Here is a 26,721-nt window from a genome sequence, read left to right as displayed (position 1 = left end):
ACGCACACGGCTTCGCACACGTCAGCAGGAACTGAAAGCTGAACTGGAGCAAGTGCAGCGGCACTTGGATCAGTTGGAGACGACAGTGGTCGCCTCGCAGTGGCGGCATGCTCCCAGCGGCCCCACAGGGAGAGGCACCGTCTATCACACGGGGCTGGACAAACGTTGCCGCCCGACGAGCGGGCCGGAGACTATCACCCTGTACGAAGCCCTGCTGACGGAACTGATCCCCTGCCCCAGGTGCAAGCCGCAGTCGCACTAGTCCCCTTGATTCCCCCTCAGCCGGCTACGCCGCGGAACCGGATCGTGATCACCCTCGTATAATTTGTCGTATACGTACCTGATTGTCTGAGAGGGGTCCGACGCGGACGACCCGGGGGAGCCAACCGAGGTTGTCACGCGGAGCTCGTCGACGGAGACCGCCTTCCAGACCTCCCCGAGATCGCAGGCCCCGCCGCGGCCGCTCGTCGACCGGCACACGATCCTGCGTCCCGGCGAACTCCCCGCCACGACACGGCCCAGCTACAGCGAGCGCGACTTCTACGTCTCCGAAGCCACCGCACGGCGCATGGACGAACAGTCCGCGCCGAAGAACGCTGACAGCAACTACCGTTCCCAGCGCGGCATGTTCGAACGATGGTGCGCCGCCATGGCCCGCGTCACGAAGCCCTGCACGACCGCCACGTACGTCGAGTACATCGCCTCCCAAGGGCACGGCCCTGGTCCGGGGACTCTCGCCATTTCCGTAGAAGGCCCCGTCTGGTGCAATTCCGAGGCCACTGTCGTCAGGATCAACCGGTGTCCAGTTGGACAGTTATTGATTCCATGTGTCGTGACCTGACCGGGTGTGCAAAAGTGAAGTGTGATGGGCGAGTTGACCAGCTGACGGCGGGGGAGTACCGGGCGTGCGGGGGCGAGGAGAGCGTGCGGCAGGGCGGGAAGGTGGAGCGTCCGCGCCGCAGCTGACACGGACGCATCGGATACTCATCGGCGTGGTCGTCGCCGGTGCGGTGGTCATCGCCGGCATCGGTTTCGCGGGTTCGTACGCGGCCGTTCGCTCACTCGCGCTCCAGAAGGGGTTCGGGAACTTCAGTTATGTGTTCCCGATTGGCATCGACGCGGGTATCTGCGTACTGCTCGCCCTGGACCTGCTGCTGACCTGGATCCGGATACCGTTCCCGCTGCTGCGCCAGACGGCGTGGCTGCTGACCGCCGCGACGATCGCGTTCAACGGCGCGGCCGCGTGGCCGGACCCGCTCGGCGTCGGCATGCACGCCGTCATCCCGATCCTGTTCGTCGTCTCGGTCGAGGCGGCGCGGCACGCGGTGGGCCGGATCGCCGACATCACGGCCGACAAGCACATGGAGGGCGTGCGCCTCACGCGCTGGCTGCTCTCCCCACTGCCCACGTTCCTGCTGTGGCGCCGCATGAAGCTGTGGGAGCTGCGCAGCTACGAGGCCGTCATCAAGCTGGAGCAGGAGCGGCTCGTCTACCAGGCGCGGCTGCGGTCCCGCTTCGGCCGCGCCTGGCGCCGCAAGGCTCCCGTCGAGTCCCTGATGCCGCTGCGCCTGGCGCGCTACGGGGTGCCGCTCGCGGAGATGGCTCCGGCCGGGCTCGTCGCCGCGGGCGTCGAGCCGCAGTTGCTGCCGCGCCGTCCGCAGGCGCCACAACTGGATCAGCAGGTCGTGCGGGTGGAGCCTGCTGCTGGGGTGCTCGCGCAGACGGCGCCGAGCCACGGGTTCGCTGCGCCTCGCCAGACGCAGCATCCGGGCGACCACGACGCCGAGGTGGAGCCGCCCATGGTCGCGTTGGAACAGGAGCACCAGAGCTGGCACGAGGAGCATCCCGAGCGAATGCCGGTGCCGCACCCGCAGGAGCAAGAGCATCAGGCCCCGGTGCCTGATGCATCGGGTGGTGAGCCTGACAAGGAGTGGGCGTCCTTCTATCGGTCCGCTGCAGAGCAGTTCGCAACGGACCAGGGATACGAGCCGGATGCTGATGAGCTGTCCTTGTACCTGCTGGAGCAGTACGACGTCGCCGACCAGTACGGCCGCCCGCTCGCTCCCGAATACCTCGCCCCGTACGTGATGGCCGCCAACCGGGAGGCGGAGGCCGCTCGTGGAGTGGCAGTGGGGGACCAGGCTCCGGTGAATGCCAGCCGGGCCGAGGATGCGGGGCGGGTCGCAGTCCAGATGCGTATCAGCGAGCTGGAGCGGTCGCAGAGTCAGGAAGCGCCTGCGGCCGAGCCGACGGGCGAAGCACCTGCCGCCGGCACCGGGACGCTCGCCGAGCCCGAGCCGAGCGGAGCAGCGCCGACTGAAGCGAAGCCGTCGGGGATCGACCTGGTGGAATTCCACTACCGGCAGTTGCCGCCGGAGTCCCAGGGGAAGTCCGCGAAGGCGCTCGCTCCCGAGCTTGCCGCACTGTCCGGCTACGCAGAGGGCACGGTGCGCAAGTACATCGGCGAGATGCGGCGGCGCGGTTCGAGCGAGGAAACCGGCTGACGTTCCACCCGGTGGAATCCGGCAGTTGCTGCAGCAGAGCATGCGCGTCGGCGGGGTGGAATGCGCAAAGGACAGCTCTTCCAGCATTGCTGTGTGGCACACATCCGCTGCCCTACTCGCTCCGCTCGGAGCGGCTGGAGTTGCCTAACGGCTGCCCGACTTCGCGTTGGTGGACGTCCGCTTCCTAGAGGGGTGGAACGCTGTGACCTGCAATTTTCCACCGTGGGTCACTGTTTGGGGTATACCCCGCTCCCGTTCCGACGCCGCTCACTGCGACCGTTGGAGGTGCGGCGAGTGGGCCTGGCCGTGAACGTCCTCCGGGTCGTTCCACGCGGGGTGCGGCCGGGTGGAATTCGTGGACGGCATGTCCGCGGCCGGGACGACCGGGGTGGAATTTTCCACGCTGACGCGGCGCCGCTGCGACGGCTCGGGCCGGTGAACCGTACTGCCGATTGCGTTGCGTGACGGTGTGTCGGCTACGGCAGAGCACCCGCGGCTGGCCCGCAGGGCGTTCCGGACTGCTCAGGGCCCGGAGCTCGCAGGGGCCGGTGGTCGTCCAGCAGGCCCAGCCAACCTGAGAGGGTGGCCGGGCCGGTGTGGATCTGTAGGGTCCGCGACTTGATGAGCACTGGTTCCTGCAGAAACGCTGGAATCCGCGCTCGGTGAGCACTCGTCGGGTCGACCAGGCGTGAGCAATCGGCGCCGTTGGCGATCCACGGTCGGTCACAGTCGGTAGGGGCAGCCCGGAACCCGCGAGTTCTGTCCGGGGCGGCGCGGGGTGCCGTGTTCAGGAGGAGGGAGGCCGCTCGCCGTGCCATGAGCGCCAGAGCGCGGCGTAGGCGCCGTCGGCTGTTACGAGATCGTCGTGGGTGCCGAGTTCGGTGAGTCGACCGTCTTCCATCACGGCCACTCTGTCGGCGTCATGGGCCGTCTGTAGGCGGTGTGCGATGGCGATGACGGTCCGGCCTTTGAGGACGGCGGCCAGCGCCCGTTCCGTGTGCCGGGCGGTTCTTGGGTCCAGGAGTGCAGTTGCCTCGTCGAGGATCAGCGTGTGTGGGTCGGCCAGCACCACGCGTGCCAAGGCGAGTTGCTGTGCCTGGGCGCCGTCCGGCCGGTGTCCCCCGTGGCTCAGATCGGTGTCCAGCCCGTCCGGTAGTTCGTTGGCCCATTCGGCGCCGACGGCAGCGAGTGCCGTGCGCAGTTGGGCGTCGGTGGCGCGAGCGGAGGCGATCTGCAGGTTGTCCCGGACCGTTCCTAGGAACACGTGGTGTTCCTGGGTGACGAGGACGACGTGTTGGCGCAGTTGGTCGGGGTCCAGGTCGGCGACCGGTATCTGCCCTACCGTCACTGAGCCGGTGTGGGGTCTGTCCATGCCTGCCAGCAGCCTGCCCAGGGTGGTCTTGCCCGCGCCGGACGGGCCGACGATCACTAGTCGCTCGCCGGGCTGGACCGTGAGGTCGACGCCGTGCAGGACGTCGCTCCCGTCGTCGTAGGCGTAGCGCACATCGGCCACTTCGATCCGGTCGTTGGTCGGTGTGAGGGGAGCGGCCGGTGGTACTTGCGTGGCCAGGCCGGGGCCCTCGACCCTGGCGAAGGAGGCGCTGCTGCTTTGCAGTTGCTCGATCTGCTGGAGGATGGTGTCCAGGGGCTGGGAGAGCTGCCGCAGGTACAGGGCCGAGGCGACCACCGCGCCGAGGCTCATCGTGCCGTGGGCGTACAGCACGCCGCCGATCAGCAGGACAACGGCCACGGGAATGACGTACGAGATGTCCACGGCCGGGAAGAGCACACTGCGCAGGAACAGCGTGCGGTTCCGGGTGGTCCGGCACTTTTCGATTTGCTCCTGGCATGCCGTCATGCGGTGCTGCTGCAGTCCGAAGGCTTCGACGGTGCGGGCGCCGGCGGCGGTGGCCGCGAGCTGCTCCGCGAGAGCGGTGTTGGCGGCTCCCTCGGCAAGGTACGCGGTGAGCGCCCGGCGCAGGTACCAGCGGGCGGCGAACCAGATGCCGAGCAGGCCCAGCACTCCGCACGCGCCGAGCAGCGGGTCGAGTGCGAAGACCGCTCCGAGGATGAACAACGCCTGGACTCCGGCGATGAGGACCTGGGGACCGGCGTCCCGGAGGGTGGCGCCGACCGCGGCGACATCGGCCGTGCCACGGGTCATCAGGTCGCCCGTTCCTGCGCGTTCGACCATCGCGGCGGGCAGCGCGAGCGCCCGGTCGGCGAACTGTTCGCGGATACGCGCCAGGGTCCGCTCGCCGAAGCGGTGTCCGATGTAGCCGGCATAACGGGCCAGGACGAGCTGCGCCAGCGCGAACACGAAGATGATGAGCGCGAGACGGTCCACCGAGGCCACCGGGGCCCCGGCCCTGACTTCGTCGATGATGCGGCCGAGCAGCCAGGGGCCGACGAGTCCGGCACCGGCGGCCAGCGCGTTGAGGCCGATCATGGCGGCGAAAGCACGGCCGTCCTGACGGACCAGCCGGAGTGCCGCCCGGCGTATCCGGGACGGTTCGGCGACGGGCAGGGCCCGGGCCGTGGGTGCCGTGGGTGGGGAACTGGCAGTCATTGCACGGCCTCCCGGCACGTCGGAGCGGTTCCTTCGTCCGCGCGGTCGCGGTCTTCGTCGTGGACGCCGTCTGCTTCGGACGCGCCGCGGGAGACCAGGCGCCGGTAGCTGGGCTGCCGGGCCAGGAGTTCATGATGGCTGCCCGAGTCCGCGACGGAGCCGTCGACCAGGTAGTGCACGGTGTCTGCCTGAACCAGGAGGAGCGGTGATGTGCTGGTGACCACCGTGGTGCGGCCGGACCGTGCGGCGTACAGCCGGGTCGCGATGGCCGCCTCGGTGTGCGCGTCGACTGCTGAGGTGGGCTCGACCGCCAGGAGTACCTCGGGATCGACCAGCAGGGCCCGGGCCAGGCGGATGCGCTGCCGCTGACCGCCGGAGAGGTTGCGGCCCTGCGCGTCGACGGGCGAGTCGAGGCCGTCCGGCAGGGCGCGGACGATGTCCTGCGCCATGGCCGCGGAGAGGCCCCGGCCGATGGTCTCCTCGTCCCGGTCCCACGGACCGCAGATCACCTCGCGCAGCGGGCCGGCGAACAGATCGGCCTCGTTGTCCGCGACGAGGATGCGTCGGCGGACCTGTGTCAGGTCAATCTCTGCGAGGCGTATCTCGCCCCAGGTCACGGCCGATTCGACGAAACGGCCGAGACGGTCGACCACCGTCGCCGACTCCGCGGGCCGGGCGCTGACCAATGCGGTCAGCCTGCCGGGCGTCGCCTCGACGCCGGATGCAGGATCACGCAGCGCGGCCGGAAGCCCGGGCCCGTCCGAAGCCGCGTCCCCGCCGAGGGAATCGGGCTCCATGGCCAGAAAACGTACGACTCTGCGGGCGGCGACGAGTCCGCGGCTGAGGTCGTAGCCGCCCTCGATGAAGAACGAGACCGGCACCACCAGCACCGCTGCGTACCCGTAGACCGCGACCAACTCGCCGACGCTGATGGTCCCTTGCGCCGCCATCCGGGCCGCCAGCCAGGTCACGGCCCCGAGGAACAGGGTGGGCAGGCCGACGCTCAGGGCCTGGATCCAGCTGGTCACCGCGCCGACGCGGTACCCCTTCGCCTGCAGCGTCCGCGAACCGCGCCGGTAGCGCTCGGCGTACACCTCCTTGCCGCCGATGCCGTTGAGGACGCGCAGTCCTCCGACGATGTCCGTGAAACGGGCGGCGAGCCCGCCCTGCTGTTCCCGGTACGTCGCCTCGACGCCCTGCAGCCGCCCCAGCAGCGGGCCGACCAGCACCGCGAGCAGCGGCACACCGAGAAGCACCACCACGGCGAGCAACGGCGAAGCGGTCAACAGCAGTGCGGCCACGACGACATAGGCGAGGACCGCGCCGACACCGGGGCCGGTAATGGTCAGCGTGCTCGCGATCACCGCGACGTCGCCGAACCCGATCGTGACGACTTCCCCGGCCGTGACCCGGCGCGGCAGCGCCCCGCCCAGCCTGGTCGCCTGCCTGACCACCACCTGCACAGAACGGAAGGCCGCATCCATCCGCACCTTGGTCATGGTGCGGTGTCGCATGATGGCCAGCCACGCGTTCAGCACCCCCACACCCAACAACGCCGCGACCCAGCCGACGAGCACGGACCACTGCCCCCGCTCCAGCCCGTCGTCGATGGCACGTGACAGCAGGTACGGCGGCAGAGCCAGACAGACCATCCAAGTGCTGCCCAGCAGCGCACCGGCGGCGATCCGGCGGCGCTGACTGGTGATCAGCCACCACAGGTACCGCGCGGCACTGCGACTGTCCGGGGTCCCCGGATCCAATTTCGAATCTCTCATCTGCCGTACGTTAGTGATCGCTGGTCGATTCGTTCGGGAGACCAGCGACCGCGCTGAGTGCCCTGGGAAGGCTCGAAAGAGATCGACAGTTGGCTTCACTCTCCGGAGCCATTGCGCACAGGAACTGGATTTGCGCATTTACTGCGCATCGAGCGCCCACAGTGCTCACCGGATCGCGGACCCTACAGTGGTTCGAGGGTTAGCGGCGGACTGCGTCCAGGCGGCGGATGGTCTCCTCGGTCTGGCGTTCCATGGGCAGGTCGGCATCGAGGAGGTACTGGTTCAGCTGCTGGATCGCTGCTTCCAGTTCGTCGTGTGCGCCGAGTTGGGCCAGGGCCTCGAAGCGGTGGCGCCACAGGGCCTCGCGCTCGCGTGCGGTGTCCAGGCCGCGGCCCGACGCCCACAGTGCGCCCCGAGGGTCGCGGGCGGCCAGGCAGCGGGCGGCGAGGTCGTCGGCCACGTCGACCACTGCCGAGATCATGTCCTGGGTCAGGGCCTCGGCCCAGACGTAGCGGCGCGGCGGAATGCCGGTGAAGGGCCGGCCCTGTACGAGCTCGAGCGCGCGCCGCAGCATGGCGCGCCCTTCATCGCCGCCGGCGCGAGCGGCCTGGGTGGTCAGGTCCTGGAACTGGTGCCAGTCGCAGGCGACGCCGACCAGGCGGTGCTTGCGGTCGGGCTGTTCGTTGAGCTTTGGGTAGTACTCGTCACCGAGCCAGCGCCGTACCTCGCGGACACGTCCGTTCCTGGTGTTGTTCTCCACGCGCCCTCCGCCGGGCGCGATGACCTCGTCGAGCTCGTGGCGGGTGGCACCGTCGGTGCGCAGGGCGAGCCAGGAGACCAGTTCCGTGGCGACGGTGCGCCGGTTGGATTCGATGTGCCCGCGGGCGCCGGTGACGTCGATGGGGCCGAGCACTCGGACCAGGGGCCCGTCGGCCGCGTCCTCGCCTGCCGGCCGCTGTGGGCTGTCGGCCGCACTGGTGGGCACCGGCTCCTGGGGCACCGGGGCCGGCGGGCTGACGGGCTCGGGCAGCCGGGCGTTGACCCGAGAGGTCGCGGTTGTGGCAGGCAGCACGATCCGGCTGGGGGAGGTGGCGTCCGTCCGCGGGATGGCGGGGCCAGCCTCTTCTGCAGAAGGTTGGGCCTCCGTGGCCGCGTCGTCCTCGTGGTGCACTGTGGCCGGTGCGGGCGCGCCCTCGAGGTGATGGGCTGGGGAGTCGTCGTCGAGGTCGGCCAGGCGGGCGAACAGGCTGTCCGACTCCCGCGCGGCGGGTACCGACTCGGCGGCAGCCGGAGCTGCAGCGGCGGCGGGCGCCTCGGTGTCCTTCGCCAGCGGGACGGAGGTCGCAGGCGGTTCGTCGGGGGCGAGGTCGGTCTCCGAGTTCGACGTCAGCGCGCTCTCGACGACGTCGGCGTATTCCTCGTCCGAGAAGGCGACCAGGCGGCAGTGCAGCCCGGTACCGGGCACGGGATGGACTTCGTCGTCGGTGTCCAGGACCCACACCGCGTCGGCCTCGGCGGGCATGTGCCCGCTGGTGATGATGACGGTCGCGGTACGCGGTTCCTGCTGCAGGACCTCGGCGAGCTCTTCGGCGGCCTCGGGGTCGGGGCAGCTGTCGAGGTCGGCAAGGACGACCATCGGCCACAGCTCGTCCACCGTGTCCGCGGCCCGCGCGGCTCCCAGGTCCGTACTGTTGCTGCCGGACAGTGCCGTGTGCTGGCGGCCGTGGTGGGTGCGGACGACGTCGGCCGCGTCGGCGAGCGTCGTGTACGGGGTCACGCGCGAGTCGATGAGGGACAGGCCCGGGGCGCTGTCCTCGCCCGCGACAGCGATCTCCAGGTCCGAGCTGAGCGGGGACACCGCGAGCGATGTACCCAGGGCGCGCAGCACCTGAAGCCGTGTGGCGCCGGTGAGGTGCACGGCCCCGAAGCGTTCCAGGTCGACCAGTAGCAGCGCCTCGCGGGTGTCGTCGCCGAGCGCGACCAGTGCCGGATAAGGGGCGTCCATCCGGCCGAGGAGTTCGGCGTCTGCGAGGTCCCCGGTGTCGGTGGCGCACCACCAAAGCTGCGGGCTGTCGTCGACGGCGGTGAACGGTGGCAGGGGAGCGGGGAGTTCGTCGGCATCATCGGTGTCGGCGAGGTGGAGCAGCACGCCCTCGGTGCCCAGCTGGACGGCGGCGAGAGCGGGCAGCGGACGCCCCGCCTCGGCGCAGTGGTGGGCGAGCGTGCGCAGGGCCGCATCCAGGAAGTCGACCTCCTCGATGGCATCGACGCAGCGCAGGGCACGCTCGGTCGCGGCGGCACGTCCCTGCGCCATCGAGATCCGGCGCCCGGCCCGCCGGCGACGCTGCTGCACCGTCCGCCTGCGCCGCAGCATCAAGAGCACTCCGGCGGCGACGAACGCGGACGCGCCCAACGCCATCGTCGTGACGGTCAGGCCGGACTCCTCGTCCGGCGAGGCGTCTTGGGCGCTGCTGTGGCGATCGTCAGCCGACGGCGCAGCCCCAGCAGGTGCCGAGGTGCCGGGTGCGGAGGGCTCCTCGGTGCCGGCCCCGGAGGGCTCCGCGGTCGGCGCGGCCTGGGAGGGCACACCGACGCCCGGGTCCTCACTCGGTGCCTTCGTGGCCGAGGAGTTGGACTCCTGCTCCTGCGCGGAACTGCTCGCGGACGGGGCGGGAGTTGCTTCCTGTTCTGGGGTGCCCGCCTCGCCGTCGCTGGCCCGGGGGGACTCGGAGGGCGATGCCGCCGCCTCGCCGTCCTCGCCCTGGTGGCCCTTCTCCTGGCCGTCGGAGCCCTGCTTGCCGGGCTGCTGGGAGGGCCGCGCCTGGTCGGGGATAGCCAGGTGATCCCCAGGATGGATCAGGTTCGGGTTCTTGATGACGTCCGGGTTCGCCTCGACGATCTCCGGGTAGAGCGTGGGATCGCCCTGCTGCTCCTCGGAGATGTCCCACAGCGTGTCCCCGGGCCGCACCATGTAATGGCTTTCCGAACGCTGCTCCGAGGCGTCCTCGCTCGCCGTGCGCGAGGAGCTCGCCAGCTGAGCTTGCAGGCCGGAACTCGCGCCCGATGCGGAGGCGGCCGCGGGGCTGGCGTCGGCGGGCAGTGTGAGCGTGGTGCCCGCCGACAGCGAGGAGCTGGGCCCGGTGATGTGCAACTCGGGGTTGAGGCGGGCGATGTCACGCCAGCGCAACCCGTCGCCGAGACGCTGCTCAGCCACGTCGTACGCCACCACACCCTCGCCTGCGACGTGATGCTCCTTGGTGGCAGCGGCCGTTGTCGCCGCGGTCGCCGTGCGCTCGGTGTGGTCCACGGAGGCCGGGGCGGGGGAGGCGTGGTCGAGGGTGGCGGTCGCTGCGACGACGGGGGTGGCGGCGGTTGCCGCGGCCGCGGGAGAAGCGAGCAGCAGCCCGCCCAGCAGAAAGACGGCCAGGCGCTGGCTGGTGGCCATGCCCGGAAGCCGGGGTGTGGCCCGGTGCGCGAGGGCCGCGACCAGTTCGACCAGGAGAGGAACGAGCAGCCACAGCCACGCGATCCACGCGGCGAGGGTGAGCGTGGTGAACAGCAGGCTCCCGTCATCCGGAGCCATCAACGCCTCACGCGCCTCGCTCAGGGACGGCACGCTCTGCGGCAGGGTGCCAACCTTGAGGAGGAGCGCGGGTACGCCGGCGGCGAGTACGGCGAGTGCGGCCAGGCGTGCGATCAGGCGCAGCAGGGCGAGGGGCCAGCGGACGATGCGGTGGGCCATGAGCGGGTCAGCCTCCGGGCTGGTGGAGCAGGGTGGCCTTGGCTTCGCCGGACACTGGCAGGGTGTCGATGCCCAACAGCGAGGCGAACAGCGGGTCGTAGGAGTCGTTGACGGTCACCGTGATGGTCTTGCCATCGCCGGAGACCACTACGTCACCGTCCAGGCCCTCGGCGTCGAGGTAGTCCTGGGCCGCGCCGGCGGCGGCGTCGGGATCGACGACGATCGCCTCGCCGGTGATGGCCTGACCGGGATCGATCTGCTGGCCGGCCGCGCGGGCGGCCTCCTGAGCGGCGTAGGTGGCGCGGGAGTTGCCGTTGAGGACGCCGGTGCCGTCCACGACCAGGCCGAGCATCACGAAGATGGCGATCGCCATGATCGGCATGAACAGTTCCACGCCGCCGGTATCGCGGCGCTCGCGCAGCGTACTGACGGCACGACGGACATGGGCACGCAGTCGGGGGAGGGGCTTGGTCACCGGGCCCTCCACTGATCAACAACGCTGGTCATGGTGCTCTTCAGCGTCTTGGTGCCGGGCAGTGCGGGCAGCGCCACGTCATCTAGCGGCACGGTGCACGACACGGTGGCGGTGACCGTGGCGGCCTGCCCGACGGGCGCGTCGATCCCGTCGGACTCCACGGCGACCGCGATGTCGGAGCAGGTCAGCCCGGAGCGGCGCAGCGACTCGGCGGCGGCTTGGCGGGCCTCGCCCTGCGCGGTGTCGGGGCTGTCGGCCAGCGAGGCGGTGCGTGCAGCATCCCGCGCGGCTGCGTCCGCGGCACCCTGCGCGATCTGGATCCGGCCCGCAGCGATCACCAGGGCGAGCAGGGCGATGAACACCGGAGTGAAGATTGCCGCACCCAGCGCGGCACTGCCCCGGTCCGCGGCCGCACCCGAGAAGGCAGCACGCCAGCCCAGGACCGTGCGGGCCACAAGATGTTCTGTCCGCCGGCAGCGGCCGAGCGGCAGGGCGCGGGAGGCGTGAACCCACGCGTGTTTCACCGGAATTCCTCCACGGGGGCTTGGGCACGCTGGCGCACGGTGAACTCCAGGCCGGGCACCAGGGAGGAGACGGTGCCGGTGACGGTCACCGCGATCTGGTTGCCGCCGGAGTCGACCGCCACCTTGGAGCCCTCGACCGAGTTGCCGGTGCGGGCCAGGAAGTCGCGGGCGGCGGCGGCCCCGTCGTCCGGGCTCGCGTCGTAGGAGCGGCCTGCGTCCACGCCGACCTGAGCTGCGCGCGCTGCCACCGAGCGGGCATGGAAGTACAGGGCGCCCTCGATGACGGTGAACACGAGGATCAGCACGACGGGGAAGATCACCGCGAACTCGACGACGCTGTCGCCGTGGTCGTTGAGACGCTCCCGAAGCCGGGACCATCTCGACTCCGGGACCGGGTGTCGCTTGCCGGCGGCTCTGGTCACAGGCCTGCGATCTCCAAGGCCTTGGCGCGGGCGGTGCTGTCGATGGCGAGGTAGAGGATCGTGGCGATGCCGCCGCCGGCCGCGGTGATGTAGGCCCACTCGGTGACCGAGTAGCCGGCATCGGAGAGGCGGCCGCGCACGTGGCCGTAGCGGCGGCGCAGCACAGCGGTGATACGGGTGAGACGACGAGACATCACAACCTCCGGGAGGTGAGGACAAGCGGACGCGCCGGATGCGGTGTCCGCGGCGAAAGGGGTCAGAACGGGGAGGGCAGGACGGTCTGGAAAAGGATCGTGAGGACGGTGGCGATGGTGATGATCGCCGTCCAGAGGATGAGCAGCTCACGTGTGGATCCCATACGAACTCCCCTGCAGGGACGGCGACTAGACGGACAAGATCTTGATGAGGGCGGGTAGAGCGATCAGGGTGACGACGCTCAGCGCGACGACGATCGCGATCAGGTGCAGCCGGTCGGTGTCCCGGGGGTTGCGCGCCGCCGCGGGCTGGTTCAGTGCGACCACGCGGGCGAAGCCGAGCGTGACGGCCAGGGCCCACAGGCCGTACAGAGCGAGCGACATCCGTATCTCCTTCGGGCCAGGTCACAGGTTGAGGATCTTGATGAAGGCGGGCAGGGCGCAGAAGACGACCAGGGACAAGCCGACGGTCAACGCCGGCAGGTCCATCTGCTCGGTGGCCTGGTTGGCGCGGGTTTCGCGGTCGCCTTGGACGGCGGCGTTGAGTAGGTCGACCTGGTTTTCCAGGGTGCGGGTGACGGCGGCCTTCTCCTCGCCGGCGAGTGCCATGGCGCGGGCGGGCCGGGCCAGGTCCTCCACGCCGATCGCCTGGCCGAGTTGGGCCAGCGCGCTCCAGTAGGGCGTGCCGGTCAGCCGGGCGTGCTCGAGGGACTCGCGGATCTGCAAAGCGGGGGTGGTGTCGCCGACCGAGGCGGCGCGCAGCAGCGATTCGCCGGCCGACGCGTTCGCCGAGCGAATCAGGATGAGCCGTTCCAGCAGGGAGACGATCGTGTACCGGTACTCCTCGCGCAGCTTCTTGCCGTCGTCGCGCACATCGTCCAGGCACTTGAACGCGAAGAACCCACCCACCGCGAGCGCGAGCAGCACCGGCACCGGCAGCGGCGGGCGCTTGCCGGCAACCGTGAGCAGCAGCATGAACAGCTGAGGCAGCACCATCCCCAGCACTGCCATCCGCGCGCACCGGCCCAGGAGTTTGGCCGGGGACATCTCCAGCAGCCTGAGGTCGGTGGCCGGCAGCCGGGAGGCGACCGTGGGCGTGGCGACGAGCCGGTCGCCCATCTTGTCGGTGAGCGCCTCGAAGCGGCCCGCGCTCGCATCGACCTGGGTGGGCGGGGCGGGGGAGCGGGTGGTCTTCAGCAGTGCGTCCACGGAGGGCCGGGCGGGCATCAGCGCCCGCACCGTCATCCCGGCGCCGAGGACGGCCACCGCGCCGCCCACCATCGCGGGCACAGACATGATCACGACTGCTCCACCCCCACACGCTCGGCCGCCGTGCGCAGCAGCCGCGGTTCGGGTTTGTTCCGGGCGGTCTTGCGCATCCACACCAGCGACCCGGTGACCATCAACCCCACCACCATCAGGCCGAGTTGGCCCGGCGCGGTGCGGTACCAATCGGTGTAGGAGACGCTGGTCAGCCCGAGCGCGATGACCGCGAGGGTCAGCACGGTGACGTTGCGGGCCTTACGCCGGGTCCGCGCCCGGTCAGAGTCGAGCTTGCGCAGGGCCTTGGCCTTGTCGGACTTGTTGAACGCCATCTCCTTGATCACGTTCGCCAGCCCGCGGCCGCGGGCCTGGGTGTGCATCTGGAACACCATGGCGATCTCGTCGCCGGTATTGGAGGCCAGATCGTCGGCGAAGTACCGGTAGGCCTGCGCGGGCGGCACCCCGTCCGCGAGCCGCTGCGCGAGCCGGGTCACCGGCACACGCAGCAGATCCGGCACCGTGGACAGGGAACCGGGGATCGCCACCTCCAGCGGCTTTCCGGCAGCGATCACGCTGGACAGCTGCTGCAGCCAGTCGGAGAACGCCTCCAGCTGCTCCAGCTCGGTACGCGCCGAACCGCCAGGGAACAGCAGGAACGGCAGACCAGCCACACCGGCGAACGCGACCAGACCGTGCACAGGACGTCCGGCGATCGCCCATACCAGTACCCCGGCGACGACCGCGGCACTGAACAGGAAGCGGTAGTTGGCCTGCCACACCGGCGGGAGCTCGTCCAGCAGCCCCGGTCCGCCACGTCGTTTGACCGGGCCGCGCTCCGGCTCGGTGCGGCGGCGCAGGGCCGTCACGGCCCGGGCGAGGCAGGCCACGAACACGACGACACCGAGCGCGGCCACCAAGGCCCGCTGCGACTGGTTCATCACGATGCCCGCCTCTCGGCCTCGCCGGACTGCTCGACCGGATCCCAGGTGCCGTGCGGGTACTGGGCCAGCAGCAGCGGGTTGAACCCGGCCTCGGCGATCTGCTCGGCCCGCTCCGGGCTCATCTGGAACGCGGTCGGCACCGCCCGCCCGTCCCCGGGCCTCGGCGCGAACAGCTGGGTCATGGACGGGGTGCCGTCCTCGTTGAGCCCGTCGACCTCCCACACGTGGGAGACGATCTTCTCGCCGGGCTTTGCGCCCTTCTTCACGAACACCATCAGATGCACTGCGCCCTCGATGAGGCGGTACGAGGTCTCCGCACTGAGATCGGCCATCGACAGGCGCAGCACGAGGCGGGTGATGACGTCTTTGGGGTAGTCGGCGTGCAGCGTGCACATCGAGCCGGGCTGGCTGGCCGACATCGCCTCCAGCATCGCCATGGACTCCTTGCCGCGGACCTCACCGACCATGATCCGGTCGGCGTTGTAGCGCAGTGCGATCTCGATCAGGTCGGAGAGGGTGATGGCGCCGGCGCCGTCCTCGCCGTTGGACTGTCGCGTCTCGAACGCCAAGGTGTGGCAGGGCGTTTCGGCGTCATCGAGGAACAGTTCCAGCGAGGACTCCAGCGTGATCAGCCGCTCCGAGGCCGGGATCTCACGGCCCATCGCGCGCATCAGCGTGGTCTTCCCCGCGGTCATCCCGCCGCAGATGACGATGTTCATGTGGGCCCGCACCGCCGCCGACAGGAACGAGGCGAGCAGCTGGTCGACCGTCTTCTCCTGCAGCAGGTTGCCCAGCGTCCACGCGCGGCCGCCATGCTTGCGGATCGACACCGACACATTCCGGGTCAGGACATTCGCTGCCACACGTGAATCGTCCGGCAGCCGGAACTCGACGTAGGGCGACGCATACGACAGCTGCCGCTCGCCGTGCCCGGACTGGGCGGCCATGGTGTTGATCCAGGCGATCGTCTGCTCACGGCTGGCGAACGGAGAGGCCATCTTCTGGCGCTGCTGGCCGGCGACGTCGACATACATGACGTCGCCGTCGATGTCGATGTTCTGCACACCGGGCTGGTCCAAGAGACGCTGGAGCGCACCGGCGCGGAAGGTCAGGTTGAGGACCTCCTCGTGCAGGATGCTGCGTTGTTCCTGGCTGAGCGGCGGATTCTTCTGCGTGAACTCGGCATGCCAGGCGGCGATCTGGCGGCGGGCGAACAGCTCCGCCAGCTCCCGCTCCTCCTCCGCCTCCAGCGTCTGGGCCTGCTGCCGCTCCCGTACGGCTCGTAGATCCTCGGCGACCCGCACCCGCAGTTTCTGGATCTCCTCCGGCTGCACCGGCAGCGTGCCGGGCAGCGATGCGGTCCGCGCGAAGTCGGTCACGCCCATCGCCCCGGCGCCCGCCGAGGAGCTGGTGGTCACCGGCGCGACGGGCACCATGGGGGCAGGCGCCGGCGCGACCGGGCGCGCGGTGGGGGCCGGGTGGGCTTGTGCCGTCCTGGGATCCGGTGTTGCAGGCGCGACGTGCTCCGGGGGGTGGGTGCTGCGCTGGGAGAGCAGACGACCCAGCTGTGTCCGGGCCGCGTCCTTGTCCGGGCCCGTCGGAGTGTTCGTCACGATGCCTCCCTACGACGCCGCATCCCCAGCTGCCGTACCTGGTGCAGCACCGCTGGGCTCACGCCCTGCTGGGCCCGCATCTCCATGTGCAGCCGACGCTGCTGGGCATACGCGCGCAGCGGACCCAGCACATCGCGCGCGCTGCGCAGCAGCGCTGAGCGGGCCAGATTCCGCGGCGGCGCGCCGCCGGCCGACAGATACGCGGCCGCGCGCTCATCCCAGGCCAGCGAGCCGAGGATCGGGGCCTCGAACTTGGCCTCCACCTCGTGCGGCGCGAACTCCCGCCGCGAGCCGGACGACAGTGTGAGCAGGCCCAACGCCCGTGCGCCGGTGCCGTGCTGGCCGAGCTCGTCCTGCAGCGCCTCGATCGCCGTCGAGGCCAGGAACACCGACGCGGGATCGGCGAGCTTCACGACCAGCAGGACGATGTCGGCCTGGTGCAGGACCGGGGACGGGGTCAGCAGCCGGTGCAGCCGCCCGTTCTCCCAGGCCAGCCGCCCGCCGTCCACGATCACGTCCCAGTGGTGCTCGTGGTCGGTCATCTGCAGCACGTCGATCAGGCTCGGCCACAACTCCTGCAGCGAGGAAGCCTGCCGCGGATCAGTCAGGCCCGGCAGCACGAGCCGCATCCCGGTGTCGTCCAGCGGCCACAGATGCTGATCCACCTGCGGCGCCAGATCCTGCACCCCGGCCGCCGCGCTGCTCCAGTACGCCTCGGCCAGCTTGTGCAGGCCGATATTGCCGTCCAGGGCCTGTCCGCCCAGGTGGATGCCGCGCAGCAGCCGGTGCCGTAGCTTGCTGCCCGCCATGTCGAACTCGGCCAGCAGCACCGACTGGCGGCTGGAGAGCGCCAGCGCGGTCGCCGACGTACTCACACCGTCGGAGGCCGCCGACACCAATGCGATCAGAGCCATGCCGTCACTGCTTTCCGTCGCGCGGCTGCCGCACCAGGGCGATCCGCTTGGCCGCGGCCTTCTCCGCCAGCTGCGGCCCTTCCGTGGTCGGCACCGCGAGATTCACCACCAGCGATCCGGTCGCGTCCGTACGGCCCACCGACTTCACCGTCGCTTCGATGCTCTCCGGCTCTGGCTCCGCGCCGTTCTTCGCGGCTCCCGTGCCGGTCGTGGACTGGGCGCCCTGCTCGGGCAGCACCACGGCCAGCACCTTGTCGCCGGGGCGCAGTTCGTCCCTCGGCGCGGTGCCCTTCTTCACCTCGACGCCGACCACCTGCAGGTCATCGCCGAGGCCGCCGCCGGACTGCACGGAGGAGGCGGTCAGCAGGGAGCCCTGGCGCAGGTCGACCGCGGCCCGCTGTCCAACGATCCGGCTCCGGTCGGCGGCCGGCACCGGAGAGAGCGCGGGATCCTCAGCAACCGACGCGGTCGTCACGTCCGAGGCCTTCACGACCTGCCCGGCCTGCACATCGTGCGCCACGGCCAGGACCTCGACCCGGTCACCGGCGCGGTTCACCTGAGAGATCGCCACCAGGGCACCGACCAGAGCGGCCAGCGTCCAGACCAAGGCCTGGATCAGCTTGCGCGGGGCCCTGGACGACTTCTTGGCGCCCGCGGAGATCGGCAGGTCAGCCTGACGTGGCGGAGCGATCGGCGGCGGCGCAGGCGTCGTGGTGTCCATGGCGTACGAAATCCCCTTCAAGAATGGTTAGTTGACGGCCTGAGACTCAGTGATCGTCAGCCCCACCTGCGAATTGCGGACCTCGGTCAGGTGACCGGTCTCCCCACCGCCGCCGGCCACCTGCCAGTCGACCGCCCAGGTCGCGGTCGCGGACACCTTGAACTTCCCGCCCGCTGAGTCGGAGGTCTGCTTGTAGACGTGGCCGCAGTCCGGCGACTGCTTCATCCCGAACGACTTCCGGTACCCCGTTCCCGGACCGTTACAGGTCACCGACGTCCCGTCGCCCATGTTCCAGACGATTGACTTCACCTTCGCCGTCGCGGTCACTGTTACCCCGCCGGCCGTCGCCGTCGCTGAGTTGGGGCCGTACGTGTTCGGCGACTGGCCCACTGCCATCCACACGGGCATCCCCACCAAGCCCTTGCCTCCCGGCTTCGGGTTGATGTCGATATCCGGACCGACGAGCTTCATCGAGTCGACCGCCTGACGGGCCACCACCTCCGGATCGATTGCCGGCGCACCCGGGGCGTTTCCGTCCGGGATCCACACCACGCCGATCCGACCAGTACCCGGGCACATGACCTGGTACGCGGCACCCTTACCCCCGCGCTTCTTGCCATCCTGCATTGCGAGGTTCTCGGCAGGCGGCTGTGGAACCATCTTGGTGTAGATGCACTTTGGGGCAGCGGACCCCTTCCCGCCGCCCTTGGCAGCCGCGCTCTGGGAGTCCGACTTGCCCGGAGCGCGGACAGGGTCACTCGCACACACAGTCACGTCCGGCGCTGCCCCGCGGCAACCGGGATCGTTGCCCACCGCCGGACCGCCGTCGGCGTGCGCCGCACTCGAGGAGACCACCAGCACGCCTATTGTGGCCGCCGCCGCTCGCCTCAGCATTCCTGGTTCCCGTGCGGGAGGTAGGAGGTGACGATCCACCCGTCCTTCCACTTCTCCAGCTTCGCTGTCGCCCGGTAGCGCTGCGGCTGTGCCGACGGCATCGGGATCTCTTTGTCGGCCTTGGTGTCCCACGTCTTCCACTGCGACAGGTCCACGCAGTCACTGACGCTGGCCGAGGGTGGCTTGGCACCGGTCTGGATCGTCGCGGTCGTGCCCAGGTGCCCCAGCGTCCCCTTCACGACCGTGCCCGCCTTCTTCATGTCGAGCATCGCCAGCCGGAACTGCCCCAAGGCGTCCAAGGTGGCGTACTTCTGGAGCTCGGTTCCCTCCTCGGAGGCCTTCCCATACGCCTTCAGGCGTTCACTCTGCATGTGCTGATAGGCGGACAGCACCGCCTTCTTCTCGGCTGCTTGCGGGTTGGATGATTTTGAAGGTTGTACTTTCTCGGCGTTGGTCGGCTTGCTGGACGGCTTGGACCCGTCGGATTTCGAATCAGAACTGCAGGCAGCGAGGGCGAAGACGGAACAGCCCACAAGTGCCGTGCCGATAAGTCGATTTCGACTGCGAAGTAGGTTGTTTTTGGCCTTTGCCGTTGGCGTCATCACGCCTCCCCGTTCTCCTCGTCCGCTGTGCCGGTGACCTGTGGTGTATCGCGCTGGGTGATGGTGTGGTCGTGCTGCGCGAGACGGGTGTGGTTGCCGTGCACATGCACACGTTACGCATATTCACCCCAACAGCGCAGCCAGTAAAGGCAGTTCACAAGCTGCGAACGCGTCAATACCGCCCAACGGGACACACCGGTCCTTTCGGTATAGGGCGGTCCCGTGGCGCGGTCAGTTCTTCACGTCGCCCGTGTAGGTGACGTCCTCTCCGTACGGATCGACCACTTCGATACTGACCGGACCATCAATCTGTTTTCCGGGAATGGTGAAGTGCACGGTCACGGTGGCCATCCGCTGGGGCGCGATCCAGGCGAGCGATGGCAGATTGGACAGGTTCTCCTCGAAGTCGCCCTCGGCGAGCTCCGCTCCGGCGTAAACCTTCAGGTTGGCCTCCGGGCGGTTGCCAAGAAGGGTGTCGTCAAAGTTGTTGAAGAAGCTCAGGTCGACCGCGTAGCGCTTGCCCTGGGCGGTGGCGCCGGCGGTGCGGGGCTGGCCGATGCGGAGCCAGGGCGAGTCCTCCTCCCAGTCGCCGAACTTCAGCTCTTTGGTGGTGTCGGGCTGAACGTGAGAGGTGTCGACGGGGCGGGCCGGGGCGCCTGGGATCGCGCCCTCGAAGTAGGTGGGGTCGTCGCCCTCGATGGTGAAGGTCAGGGGTTGTCCGGCGGTATCGGCTGGGACCGCGTAGCCGACTGTGGTGGTGTACGTGCCGCCGGGGCGAACTCGGATCGGGTGAGATTCGATGTCGGGGAACGCGAGGCCCTTGATGCCGGTGTCGGTGAACGCGGCTGCTGTGCGGCCTTGGGGGCCGTAGCGGGCGGTGACGTCGAGAGAGCCGTGCAGCTCCGCGATTCCGCTGTCGGTATTGGTGAAGGTGACCTTGGTGGTCAGCGCTCGCCAGCCGTCGGGGATCGAGGAAGCTTTCACGCTCGGCTTGGCCGAGGAGAGTGCACTGACACTGACCGTCCAGGAGTCACTCTGTCCCTCCTCCCTGAACGGGAAGGACGAGCCAAGGCGCACCATGCCCTCCGGCAGGTCCGGGGCGGAGGGCGGTGTGGACTTGGGGTCGGTGGAAGGCCTCTCGGCTGCTGCTTGGCTCGAGTCCTCGGCCCTGTCCTGGGGCCCGGAACAGCCCGACAGCAGGGCTGCCGCGGTCACCAGAACGGCCCACTGGCGCTTTCTCTTCACGTGAACTCCCCTGTGGTCATATGGCGTTGGGATTGCGCCATCGGTGATCCACAGTGGGTGCTCGGGGCCTGACGGTGCGTGTGCGCCAGCGCCTGAATCAGATCCTCGAGGCGGCCGGTGCCGTCGGTCTGGGCGAGCCATCCGTCCAGGAGGTCCTGCGGGACGCTGCGGGCCAGGCGCTGGTACTGCGCGGGGCAGTGCTCGCGTTCGCTGAGCCAGCCGAGATGGCGGGTATGGGCACGCAGCGCGATCAGCTCGGTGAGGAGCGGGGACGGCAGCGGGACTGTGTCCACTACGGGTGCGCAGGCGTGCCCTCGAGGCGACGGGGCCGGTGTGGGTGGCGAGGGAACGCGCCGGAGAAGGGCGCGCCGTACATCATGCACGGGAACCTCCGGTCGGGGCGAGGAAGACGTCAGTCGGGGCTGCGTCACCGGACAGTGGGGTCATGACCGGAGCGAAGGGTCCCTTGTCCTGCAGGAGCTGCAGAGTGGTGACTCCGGCGCTGAGCTGGCCGACGCGCGGGTCCGCGGCTGCGAGGGCGCGCAGGTCCTGGATCCGGTTGGCCAGAACCCTGTCGGAGGCTCCGGTCAGCACGATGAGCAGGCGGGGGAAGGCCGGGTAGTGGTCGCGCCAGGCCTCGCGGGTGGAACGCCGGCCGCGGCCACCGGCCGCGGGGACGTAGCTCTGGTAGCGGGCGTACGCGGAGAGCTTGGCGGCTAGCCGGGTGGTCTGCATGGTGGCGCGGTCGACCTCGATGAAGAAGCTGAGCATCCGCCGGCGCCCGTCCTCGGCGGCATGGGTGTAGCGCAGCACGGCGTCCGGAATCATGAACGCGTCGTCAACACCGCGCGATTCACCGTTGCGGATACGGTGCGCGATCTCGGGCTCCCAGTCCAGCGGCGAGCACTCATCCCCGAGGCGGCGCGCCCAGCCGGCGAACGCGACGCCCGTGTCGACCACTGTGAGGGTGTGCTCCTGCAGCTGGGAGGCCGCGGTCTGCGGGCTGATGCGGTAGCCGCGCCGCGGGATCGTCGGGTCGTAGGCGACTGCTTCGGCGCCGCGCGCGGTGATGTACCACAGCAGCTCCGGGTTCCCCATACGCGAAGTACGCCGGGCGGTGGCGTCGACGAGCCCGATGCGGCGCAGCTCCTTGAGCTGCTGGCGCAGGTAGACGGGACGGCGGGCGTGGGGGGTGAATAGCCGGTGCAGCTGACTGGTCGCGATCAGGCGGTGCTGATACAGCGCTGGCAGCAGGTCCTGCGCCAGGCGGGACAGGCCCGTGGGGCGCGGCGGGGCGGTCGGTGTGATGGGGGTGTCCAAAGACATTAGGCAACCTCACTGGAGCTGGCGTCGGGCCAGCAGTCGTCGGGGGTTTCCGGTTTGCGCGGCGCGGGGCGGCGGCCGAGTTCGGCGAGGATCCGGTCGTCCAGGGAGGGCCTGCGCCCGTCGTCGCTGCCGTCCAGCTCGGTCAGGACGGTGCGCAGCGGGCGGCGCCGCAGCGTGGTGTCCATGGCCTTCTCCAGATCGGGCAGGCGCTCGGGGTGGTGGTAGTCGGCGAGGACCTCGTGGACGGGGACGCCAGCGACCTGGAACGTGGGCGTGGGCCTGCCGCCCAGGGTGGCGCGTACGGCGTAGTGCCACTTCGGCTGCTCGGTCAGCGTCATCGTGTCGGCGCCGGGCAGGCGTTTGGCGAGGAATGTAGCCTCGTCGGTGTCGGCGGCTGCGGCCGTGAGGAGGCTCTGGTTCTGCATGAGCGCGAGCCGGGTCTCCTCCGAGAGCCGCATCGCCATCTGTGTCATCGCCATGAGCCGGACTTCGTACTTGCGTAGCTGCTCGAGGATCGCGGCGATGTAGCCGCGGGCGGCGCCGTCGATCGCCTTGAGCTCGTCGGCGAACGCGAACAGCGTGGCCATCTCCGGGTCGGTGCCCTCGCGGGAATGCCCGGCACGGAACAGGTCGAACAGCAGCAGGCTCGTGATGATCTGGTCGCCGCTGCCGGTCCCGGAACATCGCAGCAGCACGATCTGCCGCTCGTCCATCGCCTTGCGTACGTCGTAGGTGGAGCGCGGCTGGCCGAGGAAGGCGCGCAGGGAGGTGGAGGTGGCGAGCTGCTCGATGGTCTGGGTGACCACCGGCACCGCGCTGCCCTCGTACTTGGGGAACGTGGTGCGCCAGAACTGCGAGAGCGGCAAAGGCAGTTGGGTGAGCACGCGCTCGCGCCACTCTTCGTCCGTCAAAAGGCGGGGGATGGTGAACAGGGTGGGCTGCAGGTCCGGGCGCCCGCGCTGGCACATGCGGTGGGCGAGGTGGGCGAGGATCTCCACGGTGTGCGAGAGGATCGCGCGTGCGCGCGGTGCGCCGTCGCCCCAGCCTTGTGCGGCGGCGAGCCCGGCGACCACGGCGCCGATGACGTCCTGGATCTCCTCTTCGGCGCGGCCCTCCATCGACAGCGGATTCCACGCGGCGACCATCGCCCGCGGCTTCTTCACGCTCAGGTCGATCAGCTGCACGCGGCCGATGACCGCCGGGTGCGTCAGATACGGCAGCGCCCGCTTGATCGCCGCGCCGTGCGGGTCGAGGAACCACGATCCGAACCCGCCGTAGGAGAGCGTGATGGCCTGCAGCAGCGCCAGCTCGCTCTTGCCGAACCCGGACTTGCCGAACGACGCACCGAACAGCACCTCGGCCTGCGGCAGGCACGCGAGCCGAGTACGCCCGTCGGCTTCGGTGACCCGGCCCAGCGGCACCACGCCGGGCTGCCCGGTCCAGGTGGGCAGTGCGCGCGGCGCCGGGGCGAGGGTGCCGCCGGTGCGCACCACGTTCTGCGCCGTGCAGTGGACGGTCGCCGGTCGCAGCAGCGCCGCCAACTCCTCCGATGTGACCCACTGTCGGCGCGCCGGGGCGAACTCGCCTGTGGCGTAGCGGCGATCGAAGCTGCGGCGGCGCCACCAGATACTGCTGTACGGCCGCCACCCCGTACGGCGAGGACCGACCGGCCGCCACCAGTTCTCCCCGGACCAGGCATCCATGACAGCCATCACCTGGTGCAGGCGGGCCTGCGCCCGTGCCGGGTGCGTCCCGGTCACCCGCACCAGCACCTGCACCGCGAAGACTCGCGCATCCGTGGTCGGCAGGAACTTGCCCACCCCGTCGGCCAGGTCCTTCTGCCGCGGCAAAGGTTTGGAGGAGCTGGTCGAGGACAGCGGCTTGCCGCCGTTGAGCCCTTCGACCAGCGCCGACATCAACGACGATCCGCCACCGCGTCGGCTCGAGCCGAGCGATTCGCCGTATGCGGACGGTCCGCGCTGCTCGGCGCGGCGGACCAGGCGGCGCCGCCACGCGGCTACCCGCCAGCTCGCCACCGGCACCACGTCGACGACCAGCTCGGCATGCTCCCCGCGCTCGGCATCAATCTGCCCACACGCGTCCGCGAGGACCTGCAGCGGGTCCGGGTCCAGCGCGGCCGGGGTGAGACGCTTGTGGTCGGGGCGCGCCAGGACCAGCTCGGCGCGCGCCACATACAAGGTGGCGGGCTCGGCGGGAGCCGCCTGTCCGCTGCCCTTGACCAGGGACACGCGCTTGGGAGCTGCTGCGGGCCGGGGCAGGGGAGAAGCTCCCTCGAACGCGATGCGCTCTACCGGGTCGCGGCTGCGACGGCCTTGATGGCTGCGGACCTGGACGTTCGGCAGGGAAGGCAGCCGCATCAGCGCGGCCGACGTCGCCGGACCTTCCATTCGCAGCGACAGCTGCCCCTGCCCGTCGCTGCCATGCCGTAGCCGTATCCCCTGCGCGCGTCGCGGCGTCCACTCGGTGGTCTGCGAGGCGCGGGCCAGACGCGCCGCGTGCGGGGTCATGTCCGGTGCGGACGGATCAAATCCCTGGGACGGCACCAGCTCGACGACCGCCCGTTCCGTAAGCAGCCGGCGTGCCCTCCACCGCCACAAGAGCGAGCCCGCGCCCGCCAACAGAGCGCCGACCCCGCCGACCCAGCCCAGCCACCAGGCCACATCGCACAGCAGTTGCGCCCACGGCACGTCATCGGGAACGACGAACGAGAATACGGAGGAGACGATGTCGCCCATCATCAGCTGCTTTGCGATAGGCGAAACCGAGGCGTGCGCAGCCCCTCCCGCTCCGCCTTTGCGAGGGCGAACACGCGGTGTGCTGCCGATCGCCACAGGCGTCGTACGGCCAGGCCGCCGAGCCCCATCACCAGGAAGGGCACCCACGGCCAGCCGCGATGCTCCGCCGCCGCCTGTGCCGCGGAATCCCCTATGAGCGGCAGATTCTTCAGATCGCCACCCCACCACCAGCCGTGCACGCAGCCCAGGGCGAAGATGACTGCGGCCAGCCAGCCGCACCATTCCACCAGCAGGACTACGGCCGCATCCCGCGGCGACTGGGTACTCCGTGTGGACTTCACCGGCACTCCCGTCAGGATCCGGGCGGCCGTGTGCCGCCCGTCTGATTCCCCAAGGAGTGCCGGGGGGTAAAACGTGACCGTACTGTCGTGAAGAATTCAGGCTGGCCAGGACGTCCGGGTTCGAGGCCTCCTACCGCCGAGACCTTGGGCCATGTTCACCACGGCAACGGACAAGGTTCTTCCCAACCCGCACCCGACCGAGGAACAGACGGGGTCAGTGCACGGCGTTCAGAACAAGGGCAGCAGCGAGTAGGAGGAGCGCCGTTGCCAGATAGGAGATGGACCGGGCGATGAGTTGGTATTTCCGGGTGGCGAGAATCGACAGTGCGACGAGCTGAGCACAGTCGGCATCGGGTGTCGCAGTAGCGAGGTGGGCGCGCAAGGCCTCCGGCTGTCCCGCGTACTGGGCGAAGAAGGCGAAGTAGCCGCCGCTGTGCGGGTTGTTCACGCCCTCTGGTCGGATGCACCGCAGAAGGTGGAAGAGGCTGGTGGCCAGGCAGGCGAGCCCGCTCCAGGCCAGCCACTCGATTCCGTTCCACAGTGCGAAGAGCCCAGATGGGCGGGTGGCGAAGGACGCGAGGATCGCGGCCGTGACGGCGGAGACCAGCGCGAAGAGCATGCCTGCCTTCTGGTCGGTTCGGGCCAGTTCCGCCCGTACGTCGGTGAGCGCGGTCCGCGCCGGGTGGTCAGGCCGCACGTTCGACTCCGTCGTCCGCCGGGCCGGCCTCCTCAGTGAGGCGTCCTGAGATCCCCTTGTAGTTCCGCACGGCTTCCACGATGACGTGGTGCCCGGTGCGGAACTCGGACGCCCGCGGGCCCATATGGACGAACAGGGACTGCCGGTTGCCCAGTTGGTCCACGACATCGACGAAGCCGAATCCCTTGTGGGGAAGGACCCGATGAACGGTGCCGTGTACCAGGTGGCCCTCCTGGACGGCGCAGGCGGCGACGGGACGGGAGCCGTCCGGGGTGATGGGGGAGTGTGGCGCGAAGCGCACGGTGCGGCCCTCCGCGAGATTGTCTCCGTTCGCCACGAACCGGCGGTCGATGTAGTAGTCCCCGTCGGCGGGGGTCGTGATGAAACCCTGCCCTCGTGTGGTGTCCCAGCGCCTGACCACGCCCTCGCGCAGTTCATCGAGGGGCGTTGACGACTGGGCGGCGATGCTGCCTGGCCCGTCCTTGCCCGGTTGCCCGAGCGGGGTGGCACCGGGGCGCTCGCTGATCTGGTCGACGGTCTCGTTGCGGGCGCCGAACGGACTGGTGTGCCAGATGACCTCGCGATAGCGGACGGGCTTGGCGAACCCTTTGACCTTCACCCGCCATTCGTCGGAGAGATAGTCGTCCGAGGTGAAGCCGTGGACTCGGCCGATCTTGCTGGAGACCCGTGTCATGATCGCAGCGGCGACGGTGGCGCTGTCGACCCAGATGGCCTGCGGGTTGCCAGAGGCGCAGAGTCTGGCCGCAAGGTCGACCACGGACCCGACGTAGTCGAGTCCGCCTGACGGCGCCTCGTACTCCACGACCCTGCCGGTGGCAATGCCGACACTGGCCAGGCAGTCGGCGACGATTAGGTCGGCGTTCTCGCTGTGGAGCATTTCCTGGATCTGGATGGCCGCGCAGATGGCCTCGGCCGCGTGGTCGCCGTCGAAGACGGCGAGGATGCCGTCGCCGAGGTACTTCACGACGGTGCCGCCGTGTTCCGCGGTCGCGGTGGTGGCGATGTCGAGGAACGTGCCGAGGGTCGGCAGCCAGCCAACCTCCCCCACCTTGCTCTTCATCTCCGTGGAGCCGGCCAGGTCAGCGAACAGGATGACCTTGGTGGGACGTTCCGTGCTGCGCAGGGCTTCCATGAGGGTGATCTGATCGGATGTCATGAGCTCGCCTTCGTGTTGGATCGATG

23 protein-coding genes are annotated in these 26,721 nt (G+C 69.8%); 1 reads left to right on the top strand and 22 read right to left on the bottom strand.

From position 1 onward, the window contains the following. Positions 1–962 precede the first annotated feature (962 nt). Positions 963–2,504: a DUF2637 domain-containing protein gene (locus tag OG574_RS48425; RefSeq protein WP_326778317.1), complete on the top strand. Its 1,542-nt coding sequence runs from the start codon at positions 963–965 to the stop codon at positions 2,502–2,504. A 787-nt stretch (positions 2,505–3,291) separates the two neighbouring features. Here OG574_RS48425 and OG574_RS48420 read toward each other — a convergent pair. The 22 genes from OG574_RS48420 to OG574_RS48315 form a co-directional block, all read right to left on the bottom strand. After that, positions 3,292–5,073, bottom strand: a complete 1,782-nt coding sequence (locus tag OG574_RS48420) for an ABC transporter ATP-binding protein (protein WP_326771306.1) — start codon at positions 5,071–5,073, stop codon at positions 3,292–3,294. Next, positions 5,070–6,848, bottom strand: coding sequence for an ABC transporter ATP-binding protein (locus tag OG574_RS48415; protein WP_326771305.1), 1,779 nt, complete (start codon positions 6,846–6,848; stop codon positions 5,070–5,072). The genes OG574_RS48420 and OG574_RS48415 overlap by 4 nt, the downstream gene beginning before the upstream one ends. Positions 6,849–7,047: 199 nt before the next feature. After that, positions 7,048–10,590, bottom strand: coding sequence for a LysM peptidoglycan-binding domain-containing protein (locus tag OG574_RS48410; RefSeq protein ID WP_326771304.1), 3,543 nt, complete (start codon positions 10,588–10,590; stop codon positions 7,048–7,050). A gap of 7 nt (positions 10,591–10,597) precedes the next feature. After that, positions 10,598–11,065 (bottom strand): pilus assembly protein TadG-related protein, encoded by a 468-nt coding sequence (locus OG574_RS48405; protein ID WP_326771303.1) that lies wholly within the window; start codon positions 11,063–11,065, stop codon positions 10,598–10,600. Next, a complete protein-coding gene (locus OG574_RS48400) occupies positions 11,062–11,589 on the bottom strand; it encodes a TadE/TadG family type IV pilus assembly protein (protein ID WP_326771302.1) in 528 nt (175 codons plus the stop codon). The genes OG574_RS48405 and OG574_RS48400 overlap by 4 nt, the downstream gene beginning before the upstream one ends. Continuing rightward, the gene (locus OG574_RS48395) at positions 11,586–12,011 is read right to left on the bottom strand and encodes a TadE/TadG family type IV pilus assembly protein (RefSeq protein WP_326771301.1); all 426 of its coding nucleotides are present in this window, start codon (positions 12,009–12,011) and stop codon (positions 11,586–11,588) included. The genes OG574_RS48400 and OG574_RS48395 overlap by 4 nt, the downstream gene beginning before the upstream one ends. Further along, positions 12,008–12,205, bottom strand: coding sequence for a hypothetical protein (locus OG574_RS48390; protein ID WP_326771300.1), 198 nt, complete (start codon positions 12,203–12,205; stop codon positions 12,008–12,010). Before OG574_RS48390 ends, OG574_RS48395 begins: the two co-directional genes overlap by 4 nt. A gap of 189 nt (positions 12,206–12,394) precedes the next feature. Beyond that, positions 12,395–12,589: a hypothetical protein gene (locus OG574_RS48385; RefSeq protein WP_326771299.1), complete on the bottom strand. Its 195-nt coding sequence runs from the start codon at positions 12,587–12,589 to the stop codon at positions 12,395–12,397. Between the two features lie 21 nt (positions 12,590–12,610). Beyond that, entirely contained in the window at positions 12,611–13,501 is an 891-nt protein-coding gene (locus tag OG574_RS48380) for a hypothetical protein (RefSeq protein WP_326771298.1), read from the bottom strand. 2 nt (positions 13,502–13,503) lie between these two features. Further along, complete coding sequence (locus OG574_RS48375; protein WP_326771297.1) at positions 13,504–14,406, bottom strand: type II secretion system F family protein; 903 nt, start codon at positions 14,404–14,406, stop codon at positions 13,504–13,506. Then, a complete protein-coding gene (locus OG574_RS48370) occupies positions 14,406–16,022 on the bottom strand; it encodes a CpaF family protein (RefSeq protein ID WP_326771296.1) in 1,617 nt (538 codons plus the stop codon). Before OG574_RS48370 ends, OG574_RS48375 begins: the two co-directional genes overlap by 1 nt. Next, complete coding sequence (locus tag OG574_RS48365) at positions 16,019–16,936, bottom strand: hypothetical protein (RefSeq protein ID WP_326771295.1); 918 nt, start codon at positions 16,934–16,936, stop codon at positions 16,019–16,021. The genes OG574_RS48370 and OG574_RS48365 overlap by 4 nt, the downstream gene beginning before the upstream one ends. 4 nt (positions 16,937–16,940) lie before the next feature. Beyond that, a complete protein-coding gene (locus OG574_RS48360; RefSeq protein ID WP_326771294.1) occupies positions 16,941–17,657 on the bottom strand; it encodes an SAF domain-containing protein in 717 nt (238 codons plus the stop codon). Between the two features lie 27 nt (positions 17,658–17,684). Next, positions 17,685–18,518, bottom strand: coding sequence for an ATP/GTP-binding protein (locus OG574_RS48355; protein WP_326771293.1), 834 nt, complete (start codon positions 18,516–18,518; stop codon positions 17,685–17,687). 26 nt (positions 18,519–18,544) lie between these two features. After that, on the bottom strand, positions 18,545–19,156 hold the full coding sequence (locus tag OG574_RS48350) for a hypothetical protein (RefSeq protein WP_326771292.1): 612 nt from the start codon (positions 19,154–19,156) through the stop codon (positions 18,545–18,547). A 228-nt stretch (positions 19,157–19,384) separates the two neighbouring features. Beyond that, positions 19,385–20,398: a hypothetical protein gene (locus tag OG574_RS48345; protein ID WP_326771291.1), complete on the bottom strand. Its 1,014-nt coding sequence runs from the start codon at positions 20,396–20,398 to the stop codon at positions 19,385–19,387. Then, a complete protein-coding gene (locus OG574_RS48340) occupies positions 20,395–20,691 on the bottom strand; it encodes a hypothetical protein (RefSeq protein WP_326771290.1) in 297 nt (98 codons plus the stop codon). The genes OG574_RS48345 and OG574_RS48340 overlap by 4 nt, the downstream gene beginning before the upstream one ends. A gap of 82 nt (positions 20,692–20,773) precedes the next feature. Next, the gene (locus tag OG574_RS48335) at positions 20,774–21,718 is read right to left on the bottom strand and encodes a replication-relaxation family protein (RefSeq protein WP_326771289.1); all 945 of its coding nucleotides are present in this window, start codon (positions 21,716–21,718) and stop codon (positions 20,774–20,776) included. Between the two features lie 5 nt (positions 21,719–21,723). Then, a complete protein-coding gene (locus OG574_RS48330) occupies positions 21,724–24,483 on the bottom strand; it encodes a hypothetical protein (protein ID WP_326771288.1) in 2,760 nt (919 codons plus the stop codon). Beyond that, entirely contained in the window at positions 24,483–24,821 is a 339-nt protein-coding gene (locus tag OG574_RS48325; protein ID WP_326771287.1) for a hypothetical protein, read from the bottom strand. The genes OG574_RS48330 and OG574_RS48325 overlap by 1 nt, the downstream gene beginning before the upstream one ends. A gap of 214 nt (positions 24,822–25,035) precedes the next feature. Then, positions 25,036–25,518: a Pycsar system effector family protein gene (locus tag OG574_RS48320; RefSeq protein WP_326771286.1), complete on the bottom strand. Its 483-nt coding sequence runs from the start codon at positions 25,516–25,518 to the stop codon at positions 25,036–25,038. Further along, positions 25,508–26,695 (bottom strand): adenylate/guanylate cyclase domain-containing protein, encoded by a 1,188-nt coding sequence (locus OG574_RS48315; RefSeq protein WP_326771285.1) that lies wholly within the window; start codon positions 26,693–26,695, stop codon positions 25,508–25,510. Before OG574_RS48315 ends, OG574_RS48320 begins: the two co-directional genes overlap by 11 nt. Between the last annotated feature and the right edge of the window lie 26 nt (positions 26,696–26,721).

Origin of the sequence: Streptomyces sp. NBC_01445, from assembly GCF_035918235.1 — a bacterium.
Classification (GTDB): Bacteria; Actinomycetota; Actinomycetes; order Streptomycetales; family Streptomycetaceae; genus Streptomyces.
Note: the sequence above shows the minus strand (reverse complement) of the source record. Positions and strands in the feature narration are given on the sequence as shown.